The sequence below is a fragment of the Salmonella sp. SAL03688 genome, assembly GCF_046551895.1.
GTDB classification, from domain to species: domain Bacteria; phylum Pseudomonadota; class Gammaproteobacteria; order Enterobacterales; family Enterobacteriaceae; genus Salmonella; species Salmonella enterica.
Map to the genome: position 1 here is coordinate 16,521 of NZ_JBGDVI010000026.1, position 16,560 is coordinate 33,080.

Annotated in this window: 16 protein-coding genes; 5 read left to right on the top strand and 11 right to left on the bottom strand. The window is 53.5% G+C overall.

Annotated elements, in window-relative coordinates; all coding sequences use genetic code 11:
• The first annotated feature begins 289 nt into the window (after nt 1-289).
• Entirely contained in the window at nt 290-1,192 is a 903-nt protein-coding gene (locus tag ACLJR2_RS20570; RefSeq protein ID WP_000535970.1) for an EamA family transporter, read from the top strand.
• 42 nt (nt 1,193-1,234) lie between these two features.
• Here the strand turns inward: ACLJR2_RS20570 and ACLJR2_RS20575 are convergent, their stop codons facing one another.
• The 8 genes from ACLJR2_RS20575 to dagR form a co-directional block, all read right to left on the bottom strand.
• Nucleotides 1,235-2,164, bottom strand: a complete 930-nt coding sequence (locus tag ACLJR2_RS20575) for an Rpn family recombination-promoting nuclease/putative transposase (protein ID WP_000749536.1) — start codon at nt 2,162-2,164, stop codon at nt 1,235-1,237.
• Between the two features lie 235 nt (nt 2,165-2,399).
• Nucleotides 2,400-3,143, bottom strand: coding sequence for a 2-dehydro-3-deoxy-phosphogluconate aldolase (dagF, locus tag ACLJR2_RS20580; RefSeq protein ID WP_001186146.1), 744 nt, complete (start codon nt 3,141-3,143; stop codon nt 2,400-2,402).
• Entirely contained in the window at nt 3,130-4,239 is a 1,110-nt protein-coding gene (dgaE, locus tag ACLJR2_RS20585; RefSeq protein WP_000188474.1) for a D-glucosaminate-6-phosphate ammonia lyase, read from the bottom strand. The genes dagF and dgaE overlap by 14 nt, the downstream gene beginning before the upstream one ends.
• A 3-nt stretch (nt 4,240-4,242) precedes the next feature.
• A complete protein-coding gene (locus ACLJR2_RS20590; protein WP_001526325.1) occupies nt 4,243-5,103 on the bottom strand; it encodes a PTS system mannose/fructose/sorbose family transporter subunit IID in 861 nt (286 codons plus the stop codon).
• Nucleotides 5,100-5,849 carry a PTS mannose/fructose/sorbose/N-acetylgalactosamine transporter subunit IIC gene (locus ACLJR2_RS20595; protein WP_000380259.1) on the bottom strand — a complete coding sequence of 250 codons (750 nt, stop codon included), beginning with the start codon at nt 5,847-5,849 and terminating at the stop codon, nt 5,100-5,102. The genes ACLJR2_RS20590 and ACLJR2_RS20595 overlap by 4 nt, the downstream gene beginning before the upstream one ends.
• 145 nt (nt 5,850-5,994) lie before the next feature.
• A complete protein-coding gene (locus tag ACLJR2_RS20600) occupies nt 5,995-6,480 on the bottom strand; it encodes a PTS system mannose/fructose/N-acetylgalactosamine-transporter subunit IIB (protein ID WP_001284293.1) in 486 nt (161 codons plus the stop codon).
• Nucleotides 6,481-6,490: 10 nt separating this feature from the next.
• The gene (locus tag ACLJR2_RS20605; RefSeq protein WP_000214106.1) at nt 6,491-6,916 is read right to left on the bottom strand and encodes a PTS sugar transporter subunit IIA; all 426 of its coding nucleotides are present in this window, start codon (nt 6,914-6,916) and stop codon (nt 6,491-6,493) included.
• 218 nt (nt 6,917-7,134) lie between these two features.
• Nucleotides 7,135-9,933, bottom strand: coding sequence for a transcriptional regulator DagR (dagR, locus tag ACLJR2_RS20610; RefSeq protein ID WP_001252672.1), 2,799 nt, complete (start codon nt 9,931-9,933; stop codon nt 7,135-7,137).
• Nucleotides 9,934-10,129: 196 nt separating this feature from the next.
• On the opposite strand from dagR, the gene ACLJR2_RS20615 reads away from it, so the two are divergent.
• Nucleotides 10,130-10,423, top strand: a complete 294-nt coding sequence (locus ACLJR2_RS20615; RefSeq protein WP_000824212.1) for a YicS family protein — start codon at nt 10,130-10,132, stop codon at nt 10,421-10,423.
• 105 nt (nt 10,424-10,528) lie between these two features.
• Nucleotides 10,529-11,911 (top strand): glycoside hydrolase family 1 protein, encoded by a 1,383-nt coding sequence (locus tag ACLJR2_RS20620; RefSeq protein ID WP_001270483.1) that lies wholly within the window; start codon nt 10,529-10,531, stop codon nt 11,909-11,911.
• A gap of 59 nt (nt 11,912-11,970) precedes the next feature.
• Here the strand turns inward: ACLJR2_RS20620 and nepI are convergent, their stop codons facing one another.
• Nucleotides 11,971-13,164 carry a purine ribonucleoside efflux pump NepI gene (nepI, locus tag ACLJR2_RS20625; RefSeq protein WP_001004802.1) on the bottom strand — a complete coding sequence of 398 codons (1,194 nt, stop codon included), beginning with the start codon at nt 13,162-13,164 and terminating at the stop codon, nt 11,971-11,973.
• A gap of 215 nt (nt 13,165-13,379) precedes the next feature.
• Here nepI and ACLJR2_RS20630 point away from each other — a divergent pair, with 215 nt between their 5' ends.
• Nucleotides 13,380-13,739: a type II toxin-antitoxin system RelE/ParE family toxin gene (locus ACLJR2_RS20630; RefSeq protein ID WP_001217953.1), complete on the top strand. Its 360-nt coding sequence runs from the start codon at nt 13,380-13,382 to the stop codon at nt 13,737-13,739.
• Nucleotides 13,723-14,046: a helix-turn-helix domain-containing protein gene (locus ACLJR2_RS20635; protein ID WP_001274844.1), complete on the top strand. Its 324-nt coding sequence runs from the start codon at nt 13,723-13,725 to the stop codon at nt 14,044-14,046. The genes ACLJR2_RS20630 and ACLJR2_RS20635 overlap by 17 nt, the downstream gene beginning before the upstream one ends.
• A 432-nt stretch (nt 14,047-14,478) precedes the next feature.
• Here ACLJR2_RS20635 and ACLJR2_RS20640 read toward each other — a convergent pair whose 3' ends face one another.
• Nucleotides 14,479-14,931, bottom strand: a complete 453-nt coding sequence (locus ACLJR2_RS20640) for a DUF1198 domain-containing protein (protein ID WP_001533865.1) — start codon at nt 14,929-14,931, stop codon at nt 14,479-14,481.
• Nucleotides 14,932-15,123: 192 nt separating this feature from the next.
• Nucleotides 15,124-16,515, bottom strand: coding sequence for a hexose-6-phosphate:phosphate antiporter (gene uhpT, locus ACLJR2_RS20645; RefSeq protein ID WP_000879180.1), 1,392 nt, complete (start codon nt 16,513-16,515; stop codon nt 15,124-15,126).
• Between the last annotated feature and the right edge of the window lie 45 nt (nt 16,516-16,560).

Below are 16,560 nucleotides of genomic sequence, written 5' to 3' on the forward strand. Positions count from 1 at the left end.
CGTGCGTTAACTTGCCAGATGATTTACGTAAAAGTGACTGTCCAACATATTACTCCTGCATGAATTTGCGCTTATTATAGTCAGTCAATATGTTCTGTAAAGTGCAAAGGCGGGGATAGTGACGATTTGTTTAAGTTTGTTTGATATTTTCTATGACAAAAAAATGACAATATTATGTCAATAACAGGCTCGTATGAAATCATTAAACAATAAATTCCTGCTTAATGCTGGCGATAGCTCTGTTATGATGCCTGCACGTAAAAAAATAAAACAACATGACGAGGAAAAAATGGGTTCCACCAGAAAAGGGATGCTAAACGTCCTGATTGCCGCCGTATTGTGGGGGAGTTCAGGTGTTTGCGCGCAGTACATCATGGAGCAAAGCCGTATGTCGTCACAGTTCCTGACGATGATACGTTTGTTATTCGCCGGGCTGATACTGGTGACCTTCTCCTTTATGCACGGCGATAAGATATTTTCGATTCTTAAAAACCGCAAAGATGCACTGAGTCTGCTGATTTTCTCCGTGGTGGGCGCGCTCACCGTTCAGCTAACCTTCCTGCTTACGATTGAAAAATCCAATGCCGCCACCGCGACAGTGCTGCAATTTTTATCGCCGACCATTATTGTGGCGTGGTTTGCATTAGCGCGAAGAACACGACCAGGCATTCTGGTCTTAACCGCCATTCTTACATCGCTTATCGGCACCTTTTTACTGGTGACTCACGGCAATCCAACATCGCTGTCGATCTCTTCAGGCGCGCTGTTCTGGGGTATCGCCTCCGCATTTGCCGCCGCCTTTTATACGACCTGGCCTTCCAGGCTAATCGCCCAATACGGCACGCTGCCAGTGGTCGGCTGGAGTATGTCCTTTGGCGGCCTTATTCTGCTGCCCTTCTACGCTAAAGAAGGAACGCACTTTGCGGTGAGCGGCAGCCTGATTCTGGCCTTTTTCTACCTGGTGGTGATCGGTACATCGCTGACGTTCAGCCTGTATTTGAAAGGCGCGCAACTGATTGGTGGCCCCAAAGCCAGCATTTTAAGCTGCGCGGAACCGTTAAGCAGCGCCCTGCTGTCGCTACTGCTGTTGGGGATTAGTTTTACCTTGCCGGACTGGCTGGGCACGCTGCTCATTCTCTCGTCAGTGATTCTGATCTCCCTCGATTCCCGTCGACGTGCGCGGGCCGCTTAACGCCGTTGATAATCACGATGACCGGGCGGAAGAGGGAAAAGTTTAATGGCGCTTTGCCTTAATCTCTTCGTCAGAAAGCCCGGTAATCATCAGCACCATCTCTCGCTCGATCCCCTGTTCCAGCATCGTATGCGCAATACGCAAGGCTTCCTCCTGCTTACCTTGATGTATACCTTGTTGCACGCCTTCACGCTTACCTTTTCTGCGCCCCGATTCACGTATTCTGTCTACGATCGTCATTAATCTCTCCTTGTGTTGGGGAACACGACGCGCCACCTCGCGGATAAACTTGCCAAAACGAGGCGTGCTGCCATGCTGTATTAGCAAATAATTAAACAGCGCTTTTAGCTGACTGTCATTAGCGTTTCCCGTAATCAGAAGTACCGCTAAGCGCTCGACCAATCCCATCAGGTCGCGCTGACGTATATGCTTTTGTACCAGCTCCAGCATCGCGATACGTCGATGCTGCATAATCTCGTTATCCGGCACCACCGTAATGTCTACCAGTGGAAATGCCGTCGCATAAAGCTGACGCGCCAGTGCAGGATCGTCAAACTCATCCAGCCAGCACAGCGAAAAGGGATACGGGCTTTTCGCGCCATGGTAAAACAGCATGGGAATCACCAGCGGTAACGTTTTATGGCCAGCATCCAGATGGCGCTGCATCGCGGCAGTCGCGTAACGCATTAACCGAAACGCCATATGCGCGTCCGGCGTACTCTGATGCTCTATAACGACATAGATATAACCGTCGCCTTCACACGTTTTTAGCGACCAAAGGACGTCGGAATAAAACGCGCGTAAATTTTTCTCGATAAAACTGTCCGGCGCCAGTTTTAACGTCGTCAGATCGCAACGTATTCTTAGCGAATGGGGAAGATGAATATTGAGAAAATCCCGCGCGGTATCCGGATGGCGTAAAAACGTTTTGAATACCGCATCATGAGGCGTGGACGTGGGGCTTTTTTTCATGGCGATCCGTCACCTGAGGAATAAGATGACGCCACTGTACTCGCCAAAAATACAGACAGCATTCAGGAAAATTTACCCCTGCGAGGAGGCTCGAAAGGGAATCACTGACGGCTGCAATACGTACATTTTTGCCCAGCCTGCTACGCATTATCGCCCGATAGCGTAACGCTAACCGGGCCTACAAATACACGTCATCTGTAGGCCAGGTAAACGCAGCGCTCTTCGGCGATAAATCTCACACCAGCGCTTTGACTATCTCCATCAACCGAATGATGTCTTCGGGGCGCGTATTGCCGGTTTGCGGATCGATAATCGAGCTGTAAACATGCGGCATGACGCGCGGCACGCCTGCTTCCAGGCAGGTTTGCAGGATAATACCGAAATTATCCAGTGAGATACCGCCGGTCGGCTCGATGAGCGTCATGCCGTGGCGGGCGGCGGTTGTCGCCAGCGCATAGAGTTCCGGTAACGACTTTTCGCCGCCCATCGGGAAAAACTTCGCCGCATGTGCGCCCATATCCTGCATCATGCGTACCGCCGCTTCACAGGAAACGCGGGCTGGCGTTCCCTGGCTGCTGCTGACGCCGGTAGAAATCACCACCTCGCCAGGCGTTCCCGTCGGGCTGACCAGGGCGTTAATATGTGTTTGCTCGCCGCCTGTCGCCGCCAGTGCGCCCGCTGCGAAGCCGCTGCCGGTAAAGGTCTGGTTGACATGGGCCGGGTGAGTATGGGCGGCAATCATCGCCGCTTTGTAGTACTGCGCCGGGTCGCCTGCGCCCAGACCCACTGAGATAGACGGCACCTCCGCCATCCAGCGTTTCACCTCCGGCACGCCCTCTTCTACCGTAGCGAACTGCGCGGAAAGTACGCCAATGACCGCATGGCCTTCGGCGGCTTCATAGATAGCCTTCGCGTTGGCGATATCCTTTGCCAGCACGTTAATCGCTACCCGCTGACGATAAAAATTAATCTGCTGCATGTTCTGCAATCTCCCTGAGTCGCGCCACAATCAATGCCATTTCCCCTTCGGCTACCGTGCGTGGATCGAGGCTAAAAACCCCCTGATGAAGCTGATATTTGCGGGCGTAAATCGCTATCTCGCCGCCGCGCAACTGCGCTTCGACGTCCTGCGCGTTCAGCCCCAATTCAGATGCGTTCACCCGCACACGAATACGCCAGATTGCACGCCCGGCCTCATCCTGTTCGATATCGGCATAAAGTCCATGGATGGCGGAAATCGCTTCCGCGACCGGCTGTAACTGTGCTGCGGTCACGGTCGTCTGGCCCTGGTGGTAATTCTCCAGCGCATACACCAGCCCAACCATGTTTTCCTTGCCGATTTTCATCGCCCTGGCAATCCCCTGGTGCTGCGCTTTACACGCGGCAATCCACTGTTTCTTCCCGGTGATAAAGCCGGAGGTTGGCGCATTAAAGGCTTTCGCGCCGCTATAGATAACCATATCCGCGCCGCTCGCCACCCAGCCGCGCAAATCCTCTTCCGCCGCTGCATCGACAATCAACGGCAGGTGGTTGGCCTGCGCCACCTGTACAAAATCGTCAATGCTCAACATGCCTTTCTGTACGCAATGGTGTGATTTCACATACAGTAGCGCGGCGGTCTTTTCGTTAATGGCGCTTTCCAGTTGCCAGCGGGCCGCCAGATTGCTCGACCCCACTTCCACTATGCGCCCACCGCCAAGACGAATGGCGCTGGTGACTGGCGCGCCGTAGTCAACGTTATGCCCGCGCAGCATCACTACCTCATTGGCCATACCGCTACTGTCCGGCATCAGGGCGACGCGCGCCCGCTCGCCGTGGGTGATAGCGGCAGCGACGGCAATGGCAATACCCGCCGAGGCGCACGAGGTGATATAGCTATCTTCAGCACCCGTATAGCGAGATACCAGTTCGCCGGTTTTTTCCACCAGCGCATCAATCTCGACGAAAGCGGAAGCCGCGCGCGCGGTGGCCTGCATGACCTCCGGCGCGACGCTTGAGACGCCCAGAATGGTCATTTTGCCGCAGGCGTTAATGACCTTTTTCAACCCCAGTTGTTGATAGATATTCGGCGTCATGATTTACAGCACTCCCAACAACGAACAGACTATGCTCAGTGCGACAATCGACAGCAAAATGGTGGTGTAGCGCGGCCCTTTTTTTACCAGATAGAAGTAGATGGCGAATACCGCCGCCAGTGGCAGTAAGCCCGGCGCGATAGAGTCGAGGATCTGCTGAACCACCACTTCAGATCCTTTCAAGGCGCTAATTTTTAACGGCGTGGTGATTTTGACGTAGCTGGCGGAAAGCGCGCCCATCATGATCAAACCCAGCACGTTGGCCCCGTAGATCAGTTCTTTGATTCGCCCCCCTTGCAGCAGGCCGATAATCGAATCACGCCCCAGCGTATATCCCTTGTGGACCATGCCGTAGCTGATCGCCAGGGTGATCGCCGGGTAGAGAATCAGCGGGATAATACCGCCCATCGCGCTGCCATTTGCCGCGAACGGAATAAAGATCGCTATCAACAGCGGCATCACCGCCGCCCAGATAATCGAGTCGCCCATCCCGGCAAGCGGCCCCATCAGGCCCGTTTTAATGCCGGTGATAGACGAGTCGTTAATCGGCTCGCCGCGCGTTTTTTGTTCTTCCATGGCAATAGAGATGCCCTGAATCACCGCGCCGAAGGTCTGCTCGGAGTTAAAGAAGTTAAGGTGGCGTTTTAGCGCTTCTACCTGCTCCTCTTTTTGTGGGTAAAGTTTTTTGATGATCGGCGTCATCGAGGCGCAGAAAATCAGGCTTTGTAAGCGCTCATAGGAGCTGGAAACCTCGGCGCCCAGCCAGTAGATAAACCAGGCTTTGGTGATATCTGCTTTGGTCAGCGCCCCGCTTTCCCGCGCGCGCTCAACCAGTTCATGTTGCATTACGTCACTGCTCATCATGCTGCTCCTTCATTTTTCGCCAGGCCTTTAATCAGGAAGGCGACACAGGTGCCGAAGATGGCCATCGCCATGATGTCGACCTTGAGGTATAACACCGCGAAGAACCCGCCGATAAACCACGGCAACAGGCTCTTTTTACCGATCACCATAATGGTGATGGCAAAGCCCAGCGCCGGCAGAATGCCGCCCATGATTTCAAAGGAGTGGGTTAACCAGTGCGGCATCAGTTTAAGGAAACTTTCCACCACATCCTGGCCAAAGTAGTTAGCGGCAAAGACCACCGGGAAGCGCAGCACCAGCCCCAGCAATGCCGGGTAAAGAAAGGCGCAACGCATGATGCCCGCCATGTTTGCCGTTTCCGCGTGTTTATCCGCCATATGCACCCAGGCGGCGTTCAGCGTGCGCCTAAGCTGATCGAGAAACACGCCAATCACGCCAAACGGGATTGCCAGCGCGATCGCCAGGTTTGGGTCCATACCGGCCTTCACCGCGATAGGAATGGAGATACAGGCCGCCAGCGCCGGGTCCGACGGCACGTTGCCGCCCGGCGTTGAGGTCACGCCCAAATAAACGAGCTGCATCCCTGCGCCGATGATCATCGCGGTCTGCATATTGCCAAGCAAAAGCCCGACAAATACCGCGATCACCACCGGTTGTAACAGCATCGCGGAGAAGGTGTAGCCGAGGCGTAAACGGGCAAACCAGTAATACAACCCCATCAGGCTTGCAAAGAGTAAGGTATCCATAGTGTTATCCTATACACTTCATCCTTCAGGCTGCCTCTTTGTTGGCTGCCTTCGCTCACCCCAGTCACTTACTTTAGTAAGCTCCAGGGGATTCACTCAGTTGCCGCCTTGATGCATCCAGAATGATTTTGTGTCTATTAAAGGGTTAGAATTTTTTCAGGATATCGTCGAGCGGCTGCGGCTTATCTTCCGGAATGGTCTGGAAAAATACCTGAACGCCACGTTTTTTCAGGTCGTTAAGAATGCCGACGTCTTTTTCATCCAGCGTAATATTCTGAAAAACCGCTTTGCGGTTTGGCCCGCCGCCGAGACCGCCAACCTGAATGCGGGTGACGTCAAAGCCCAGTTGTATGGCGTCCTGCACCGCCGCCAGTGAGGGAAAAAGCACCAGCACGTTACCGTCGCCAAGCTGATTTTCTTTCCATGCGGCGGCAAAACTCTGGTTGCCGAAGCAATCCACTTTGATATTTGGCGGCGCGGCCATCAGGTAGATATTTTTCATAAACGGATCGGCATCCAGTTCATCACTCACAACGGCTATCCGGTTCGCCTGAGATTGTCCGACCCACTTCGTGACAACCTGCCCATGAATGAGACGGCTGTCGATGCGGCATAAAACGATATTGGCCATGATGTTTTCCTTAGAGTGATTGTTGTAGCTGACGTACATGGGCGACCACATCCAGGCAGCTACTGCGCCCGGCCTCAACTAACTCATCCACGCAGGCGGTTAGCATCCCTTGTTCGCGCCTGTCCAGCGCCTCCAGCAGTAGCGACGCATTCAGTCCGGCAATCACCGCCACCGGATAATCGGCGCTTAGTCGCGCCGCGACGTTGGACGTCGTGCCGCCGACAAAATCCGTCAGGATCAGCGAGCCTTCCGGCAGCGTTTTCACCACGGCCTCGACGCGTTGATAAAACTCGCCCAGCGTATCGACAGGCATTAGCGCGATTTCCGTCACGCCTTTAATTTCGCCCGTGACCATACGCAGGCTGTTGCAAAGCGGTTGTCCCCAGCCGCCATGCGTCAGCAGCAGGATGTGGGGCAACGGTTGTGTGGTAGTCAAAATGGCCTCCTGGCGCAATTACATGAGAACACCGGCATATATTGCCCGGTGGCACTGCGCTTACCGGGCCTACAGGACGCTCCCGGTAGGCCGGATAAGGCGTTTACGCCGCTATCCGGCATAACGCATCATCAGAAGAGCAAAGGTTGTGCCAGAATTTGTGTCACGCGAGGAAGAAGAAAGGTCTGGCGAGGCGCGAAGCCCCGCCAGTAAAAGGATTAGCTATAGAGCAGTTCGTAGATATAAAAATATTCCGCATCCGATAAACGGATGGCGTAGGCGTCTTCGATCGGCAGAAAAGCGGATTTGATGACACTAAACGCGCGCGCGTCCAGATTCGGCTGACTTTCCAGCGCCATCTGTAACGGTTTACGGTTAATCACAATACGCTCTACCATACAGCAGCAGTGGATCAGGAAGCGCAGTGTCACCTGGCGGCTTGGTTTCAGGGAAAGCGAAGACGTCAGATGGTTAAAAACGCCCTCCATCTCTTTCAGAATACGCTGCGGGTTAAGCACAGAAATATGGTTGATGATGCTCTCCATCGTTAGCGCGCTGATAAAGCGCATGGCGCTGCGCTCCATCTCCAGACGGCGTTCAGCGTTGGACAGATCGGGCGTTAACAGGCTCAACACCAGTTCCGGCCCTTGTTCGGAGAAAAGCTCTTCCAGCGAAATAAACGGAATATCCGGCAGCCCCGGCTGGAAAGTGCCGACAATCCCCGCCAGCCGCTCGCTGGCATTCAATGCCTGCTGAACGCGCTCCAGACTTCGTACCTCGTTATAATCAAGGATCACCATCCTGGTGTCCTGCGACATCAGTTCGCCAAAGCTCTCCTCCAGCACCTTTTTGATTTTTTCCGCCGTTCCCATGCCGGTAATACAGGAGATGACCAGCACTTTGCCGCCGTTCTCCTGCTGCGGCGTACAAAGCTGGCAGGGGATATTTTTACTCTGCAGGAGCGCCGTCAACTGTGGTAAGTCACTGGTTTCATAGCTTAAATCCAGCCCGACTTCCAGCAGACTGGTCAGCGTGATGTTCGGCATGAGCAAAACATCTATCTGGAATAACTTACTGATCGTACTGCCGAAATGGATCAATGAACCGATGTCCACCAACAGGATAAGCCGCCGATATTGGCGGGTTTGAATCATTTGGGTCAGCGTTTCCAGCGTGTCATGCACCGACTGTTCAAACGGCATGTCGATGGCGCTGAACAGCTCGCGCTCCAGCACGCGGTTGACATATTGCGCCTGGCTGGTGGCGGTGGTCGCGCCGTGGGCGATCAAAATGACCCCGCAGTCGGGGCTGGCATCGATACGCTGACGATAATGGCGGCACTCTTTCAGGAACAGGCATAGCCAGACCACTTCCGTCGCCGGACACTGAATATGCAGCAGTTCGTTGATTTTCCGACACAGCAGCGTGGCGTTGTCATATTCGTCTTTGCAGCGATCCAGGATCAAACTGGAAGAGTAAAGCTGCGGGATCAGGCCGCGCTGCACGTAGCCTATCAGCGCCAGGAAGTGTTTACGCAGTGGGTTAACCAGATTTTCCGGCAGCGAAAAGCCCAACACCTGCTCTACGCAGCCAATCAGCAGCGTCACGCGCTCTTCAATCTGGTCGCCATAGCGCGGCGGATGCGCCACGCTGTCGCGGCTATAGAGACCGTATTCAAAAATCGAGCTGAGTTTATTTTTCAGGATCGCCAGCGTCTCCGCCGGGGGGACGTTACTGTTGCGCAAATTAACATACTCGCGCGTCAGGAAGCTGTAAAAGAGGTCGCTCTCTTCAATTTCCGCCCCGGTCGCCAGCGACGTCTTCAATGCGGGCAGCGTGCGCGCGTCTATATTTAGCCGCGCTTTACCGTCAAACAGAGTATCCACCAATAGACGCTGTTCCGGCGTCGGGTTAACCGACATCTCCGCCAGCCGCTTATCCAGTTGTAGCGTGTCGTTATGCTCGGTCATTCCCGATGCCCACGCCTGAGCGCAGAGAAACTGAATATCGCTTTTTAGCTGGCCGATATTGCCTTCCAGGGGTTTATTCAGCAACCAGAGCAACAACGGTTTATCAATGCTGACCGTGCGTTCTATTTTGCGGCTTTCCCGCTGTAAGAACCCCACGATCAGTTCGATCTGTTCTTCAACGGAGCGCTGGCGAATACCCGGCAAATCAATGCATACCTGAATACGCCGCTGGAAAGTACGTAACAGCGCCGACCCGACCGGTTCGGTAGTGGCGCAAATCAGGCGTACCGAAATTGATCGCGGCTGGCTGCTCACGCCGAGCGGACGGTACTCGCCTTTATCCAGAATAGAGAACAGCTTTTCCTGCCCTTCATAAGACAGACGGTGCACCTCGTCCAACAGCAGATAACCACCGTCCGCCTGCTCCACGAGGCCTGTTTTATGTTCATTCGCGCCGGTAAACGCCCCCTGCCGATGACCAAACAGATGCGAGGAGAGCAGTTCCGGGTTATGGGCGTATTCCGCGCAGTTAAAGTAGACCAGCGGCGGGATAGCGCCGCTCGCCTGTTCACAGGCGAAACGGTGCATCAGTTCCGCAAAAAAGGTTTTACCGACGCCGGACGGCCCGGTAAGCAGAACGTGTAAACCGTGCGGATAGAGCACCGCCGCACGGCCTTTTTCTACCGCATCGCGCAGGCTGCGATCGTAACCAATCAGGCTGGTAAACGGATCGTCGGGCGCGTAATGCTCTTCATGCGGCAGCACATCCGCCACCGACCGCACTTCGCGTTCAGACTCTTCCAGCTGTCGTCCCAGCAACGTTTCCAGCGCCTGGCGATGCAGAAAATAGACCGGGCGGCCACGGCTTTTGATTGCCAGGCCGTCATTCCATAACTGATTGAGATCTTTGCTGACGGAGTTACGCGCCAGCCCAAGATTGAAACCTATCGCCTCCGCCGTAAACGCCGTCTCCTGCGCCAAATCGGCAAGGCATAGCCCGCGCGTCAGCCGTTCCAGCTCTCCCAGTACGATCTCAATACGTCTCATTACACTACCGCTTACGAAATAAAAGAGTGTTCAGAACATACACTATTCTGCCACGCAAGAAAGTGAAGGCGCAGCGAGAAACCGCCTTCCCACTTTTGCCTGACTTCAACGCCAACGGATAGCACGCCCCGATGAGTGAGCGTCGCGCGGTCTACACTTACTCTTGAAAAAGTGCAAACCGATAAGGATACCGTTTATGAAACGAAAAACGCTTCTGCTTATTGCCGCGCTTGTCGCGCTACCGGGCGTCACGTATGCCGACTCTCCGTTTAGCTCACTCCAGTCGGCGCATGAAAAAAATACGATTTTAAAGGATTTGCGCAAAATGTGTACGCCCAAAGGCGCGCTAACCGATGAAGCCTGGGAGAAAAAAATCATGGCGAGCGAGGGGAACCAGCAGCATATTCGGGAGGCGATGATCGCGATAGAGCGCAACAATCAGCATAACTACTGGCAGGCTCTCGGCAAGGTGGAATGCCCGGAGATGTAGCACCGCTTTTCCGCTTTTTGGTCGCGAAAATGCGGACTGTAACCGGTTTCTGTTCGCTAAAACCGCGTATTCTGGAGCGAATTTACGCGATCAAGGAGTACGACAATGCGATACCGTTTTCCCGATAACTTCTGGTGGGGCAGCGCCTGCTCAGCGTTGCAAACCGAAGGGGATAGTCTGAATGGCGGTAAAAGCCAGACCACGTGGGATGTGTGGTTCGAGCGCCAGCCGGGTCGTTTTCATCAGGGCATCGGTCCAGCAGAAACCTCAACGTTCTATCGCCACTGGAAGCAAGACATCGCGCTACTGAAACAGTTAAAACACAACAGTTTTCGCACCTCGCTAAGCTGGGCGCGGCTCATTCCAGACGGTGTAGGCGAGGTGAATCCACAAGCGGTGAGCTTCTACAATCACGTCATCGACGAGCTACTGGCGCAGGGCATCACGCCGTTTATTACGCTGTTCCATTTTGATATGCCGATGGTCATGCAGGAGAAAGGCGGCTGGGAAAATCGCGACGTCGTAGAGGCGTTTGGTCGGTACGCGCAAACGTGTTTTACCTTGTTTGGCGACCGCGTGAAGCACTGGTTTACCTTTAATGAGCCGATTGTGCCGGTGGAAGGCGGCTATTTGTACGACTTCCACTATCCCAATGTGGTGGATTTTAAACGTGCGGCCACCGTGGCGTACCATACCGTGCTGGCGCACTCGACCGCCGTGCGCGCCTGGCGCGCCGGGCGCTACGACGGTGAAATCGGCGTAGTGCTGAATCTGACGCCGTCCTACCCACGCTCGCAGCATCCCGCCGATGTGCAAGCCGCGCATCATGCGGATCTGTTATTCAACCGCAGTTTTCTTGACCCGGTATTAAAGGGAGAATACCCGGCGGAGCTGGTGGCGCTGCTGAAAACCTATGACCAGCTGCCTGCCTGTCAGCCAGGCGACCGTCAGCTTATTGCCGACGGCAAAATCGATTTACTGGGGATTAACTATTATCAGCCGCGCCGCGTGAAATGCCGTGATACGGCGGTGAATCCGCAAGCGCCGTTTATGCCGGAATGGTTATTTGACTATTACGACATGCCGGGGCGCAAGATGAACCCTTACCGCGGCTGGGAAATTTACGCGCCAGGAATTTACGACATCATTACCAACCTACGGGATAATTACGGCAATCCGCGCTGTTTTATCTCCGAAAACGGGATGGGCGTTGAGAACGAGCAGCGTTTTGTGCAAGCGGGACAGATTCACGATGATTACCGGATTGACTTTATCTCTGAGCATCTTAAATGGCTGCATAAAGGCATTAGCGAGGGCTGTCACTGTCTTGGCTACCACATGTGGACCTTTATCGATAACTGGTCATGGCTGAACGGCTATAAAAATCGCTATGGTTTTGTACAACTGGATTTAGCCACCCAAACGCGCACGGTGAAAAAAAGCGGAGAATGGTTTGCCGCCACCGCAGAGCATAACGGTTTTGATTAAGCGTTTATTATTGCCGGATAACGACTAACGTCGTATCCGGCCTACAAATGGCAGCAATATCAACTCATTGGCGTAATACGGACTTTCGCCGCCACGACTAACGCCGTCAACAGCATCAGTCCGCCGGAAAGCGCCAGCGGCGAAAGCAGCCCGAAATTGTCGAGCGCATAACCGCCCACCGCCGCGCCACAGGTATTTGCCAGTTGAATCACCGCGACCTGGATGGAACCGGCTTTTTCCGCCTGATCGGCAAGGGAACGAGTGATCCACGTTGACCATCCCACCGGCACCAGCGCAAACGCCAGCCCCCAGATAATCGCTATGACCGCCGCCACGGTTTTATCGCCTCCCCACACAATGAGCGTCAGCGCGCTCAGCGCCAGTAGCAGCGGCGCACCGGCCAGCGCCAGTTTTACCGAACGTTTCAGGACATAAGATGAGAAAGAAGTGCCAACGAAGCTGGCAATACCAAAACTGAGCAACACCATCGTCAGACCATCAACGTCAAAGCCCGCCAGATTCATATAGACCGGGCGAATATAGGTAAAGAAAGCGAACTGCCCGGCAAAAGACATAAAGATGGCGATCATCCCGGCCATCACGCCAGGGCGTTGCAACAGGCTAAACATATTCTGTTTCTGGTGAGAAGGTTCGCCCGGCAGCGACGGCAGTGATTTCACCACCCAGATGACGCACAGTACGCCCATCACCGCAGCGGCGTTAAAGACATTACGCCAGCCAATAATACCGCCCAAAAAACTGCCCAGCGGCGCGGCGATCACTAACGCGATGGAAACCGCGCCAAAAATCACCGACAGCGCTTTCGGCACGGTACGCGCGGGAACCAGTCGCATGGTCAGCGACGCCGACATCGCCCAGAATCCGCCCAGCGCCAACCCAAGACAGGCGCGGCCCAGCAATAGCAGCGTAAAGCTGTTGGCAAAGGAGACCATCAGACAAGAAGCCGTCAGCAAAACGGCGAACAGAATAACGATATAACGCCTGTCGGTCGCCTGAATAATCTGGGTAATGAACAGGCTGGAAAACATCGCGACAAACGCCGTAACGGTGACCGACTGACCGGCGACGCCCTCGGAGATCCCCAGATCCTGCGCCATCGGCGTCAACAGACTAACGGGCAAAAACTCAACGGTAATCAGGCAGGCGACACAAAACGCCACGGCAAAAACGGCTGACCAGTTAGGCCTGGCAACCCCATCAGCGCGGAATTTTTCTGCGATATTTTCATTCATTGTGGTTACCTGCGTCGTTTTAGTGCGGAAAATTCATGCAGTGTAACATTACAAAATGTGATCTGATTAACGTTTTAGCAACTGACATTGTTGCGCTGCATTTTGCGAGGCTGGTCGAGCGTTGAGAATTATCTTCTCTCGCTGCGTGCAAAACCAAAAGGTAAGACATAGTGTATCACCTGGTGCTATACTTCAGATTACAGGATGTCAACCTGATGCGAATCTTCAAAACCAGGTGGTTTAACAGAGAAGCGAAGTCCCACACGATAAAAGACGACGAGTTAAGCGAGGCCATCAACGCCGTACTGCAAGGAAAAGCAGATAATCTCGGCGGCGGAGTTTATAAAAAACGTCTCAATCAAAACCGCGATCGCGCAATTGTGTTGGCAAAGGGAGGCGAACATTGGTTTTACACCTTCCTGTATGCCAAACAGGATATGGCCAACATTAGCTATCGCGAACTCGCGGGTTTCCGTGAGTTAGCAAAACACTATGCTTGCCTGACCGAAGATCAGATAACGGCACTCATTAATAACAAAGAACTGGTAGAGGTGCGCCATGTCAGCAAAAACTAAATTCAAAAGCCCTGCCTTTGAAGCGATTCATAGCGCGGCATCTGGATTATTTAGCGTGGATGCCATTCCCCAGGAGACAATGCGCAGTTTTGACACGGCCTGCTTAAGCAGCATCAAAGACCTGCAGCCACTTGAAATAAAAGCGTTACGAGAAAAACTCAACGTTAGCCAGCCGGTTTTCGCTCGGTACCTGAATACCAGCGTATCAACGGTTCAAAAGTGGGAAAGCGGCACCAAGCGTCCCAGCGGGATGTCACTGAAACTACTTAATGTTGTCCAAAAACACGGGCTAAAGGTGCTGGTATGAGGGTTTTACCGATGGTCTGTTAAGACTAAGTCGGATGTCTGGGGGTGGGCAAATTCAGTGTGCCACTACAATGTTTTCATGGGGCGCGCCTAAACATTTAGAGTTTCCTATAGACAATCATGTACAACTTCGAGTTTATGCTAAGAAATTTTGAGACAGGAGGTATGGCAAGGAGTCACAGTTTTGGTGTTCAAAACAAGATCACATTTCCGTGATATATGTCACGGAAATGATGAGCTACAAGTCTCTGACGTTCTGGCGTCGTTAGCGGTTATTCGGTGCGTTACTTCTGTGGCTCACCCTTAGCAAATACGATGGCGGCTACGCTTTATTTGGCTAACGATGAATCGCGCCATCCGGCCGTTAATCGTGGCTCTCCGCCCTTGCCAGCCTCATTCATCTCGTCTTTTGTTAACGAGATAGTGAAGAGTATCAATGCAGCCAGTGGACACCCTCTTCCGGCTGAAAAAAGGCGTTATAGCGCAGTTGAAACGCGTTGATCTCCTGCATATCGGGTTCCATTTCGCGCAAAAAGCCCAGCGCCAGCCGTACCTGTGTATCGGTGATCGGCGCGGCTAAACGCGCTTTTTGCAGCAACCGATGCCACCGCTGCAAATTCTGATCGCCGCCATCGACAATCACCATTTGCCAGATTAGTAACACCTGAGCGGCATTTTGCAAATGCGACTCATCAGGGCGATGCAGATACTGTAAAAATTCACCGCCTGTCGTTTTACCCATCTGATCAATCATCGATTCTATCGGTACTACATCAATATTCAGACGTTCGCTCAGGCGGCGAATCGCCCGGCGGGTATCCGATGTCAGCACCCGAAAACCCACAATAAACACCACCACAAACGTGGCCAGAATCAACCAAATCATGCGCACATCCGTCACCAAACAGGATGCCCATCATAACGGTAAATTTATAACTGTCGACGTTCTGGCCTGTCAGGATGTGATTTATTAACGCCTGTCTTCATTCACGCCAGACGCCGGATGTCCTGTCTGACGAACGCAAGGCATAAAAAAGCCCGGCGTTAAGCCGGGCAAAACGTTACCAAATGCACACATTTAAGCGATATTAACTTGCTGAATTTTTTTCTCACGGCGGATTTTGCGCTCTTCCATCACGGCGACCATCGCCATCAGGCAGATACAGCCGATCGCGGCGGCGTCCAGCGCAGCGAAGGTACCCGCCCAACCGGTCAGACCAAAAATGGGGGTGCCGTCGGCAATCATGCCCAGACCCAGCTTGGCAAAGCTATCGCCGATAAGATAAGCGAAGGTTCCTTTGATACCGTCCGCAGCGCCGATGGCTTTTTTCGGTACGAAACCGACAGCCGCCACACCAATTAATAGCTGCGGCCCAAACACCAGGAAACCGAGCGCGAACAGCGAGGCCAGATAGACATACTGGTTGCTGGCGTGCTGGTAGACGCCGAGGGTGGCGATGATTAACGCCAGCGCCACACAGGCTACCAGCGCACGACGACCGTTCGCCAGGTCAGAGAGCCAGCCCCACAGCAACGTGCCGACCAGCGCGCCCACTTCAAACAAGGTAAAGCCCTGAATCGCCACCTCTTTAGAAAGTTTCAGCTCCTGGAAGGCGTAGACGGTTGACCACTGGTCGATACCAATACGCACCACATACAAGAAGATATTGGAGAAACACAGCAGCCAGATCACTTTGTTTTTCAACACATATTCAACAAAGATCTGCCACTTGGTCATTTCGTTTTCTTCAGTCTCTTTATCCTCTTCGCTGATCTCTTCGCCGAACAGTTCTTCAGCTTTACCCAGACCGTAAGACTCCGGGGAGTCGCTGCCAAAACGCAGACCGATAAAGCCAACAATCAGCGCGATAATCGACGGGAAGATAAACATGCCGATGACGTGACCGTCGAACAGGTAGTTGGCGCCGAACAGCGCCACGCCTGCCGCGCCCGCGCCGCCGAGGTTGTGGGAGATATTCCAGAAGCCGAGAAAGGTGCCGCGTTTACGACGCGGAGTCCATTTGGTGATGGTCGAGTAGCTGCACGATCCGCCGGTACTCTGGAAGAAACCGCTCAGGGCATAGAAAGCGATCATCAGAAACAGACTGGTTGACCCCGCGCCCATGCTGGCGCTGAAGCCGAGCATACAGATAGCGGAGAGGATCAACATAAACGGTAGAAACTGCTTGGTATTTTTACCGTCAGCGTAGTAGGAAACCAGCGTTTTCCCCACGCCGTAGGTGATCGAGAAGCCCAGGCCAATCATCCCCAGCTCGGTCATGCTCAACCCGTAGGTAGAGATCATGTCGTTCTGCGCGATGTTAAAGTTTTTGCGGATCAGGTACATGGTCAGGTAGCCGATAAAAACCACCAGATAGGACTGCATGAACGGCTTGAACCACATTTTACGCCGCACATCGAGCGGCAGATCCAGGGTCGGCTTGCGCACCTGGTTTAAGAAGGCCAGCATGGATTACTCCTGAGCTAATTTTTATACCTGCGAATGGCAGGCATT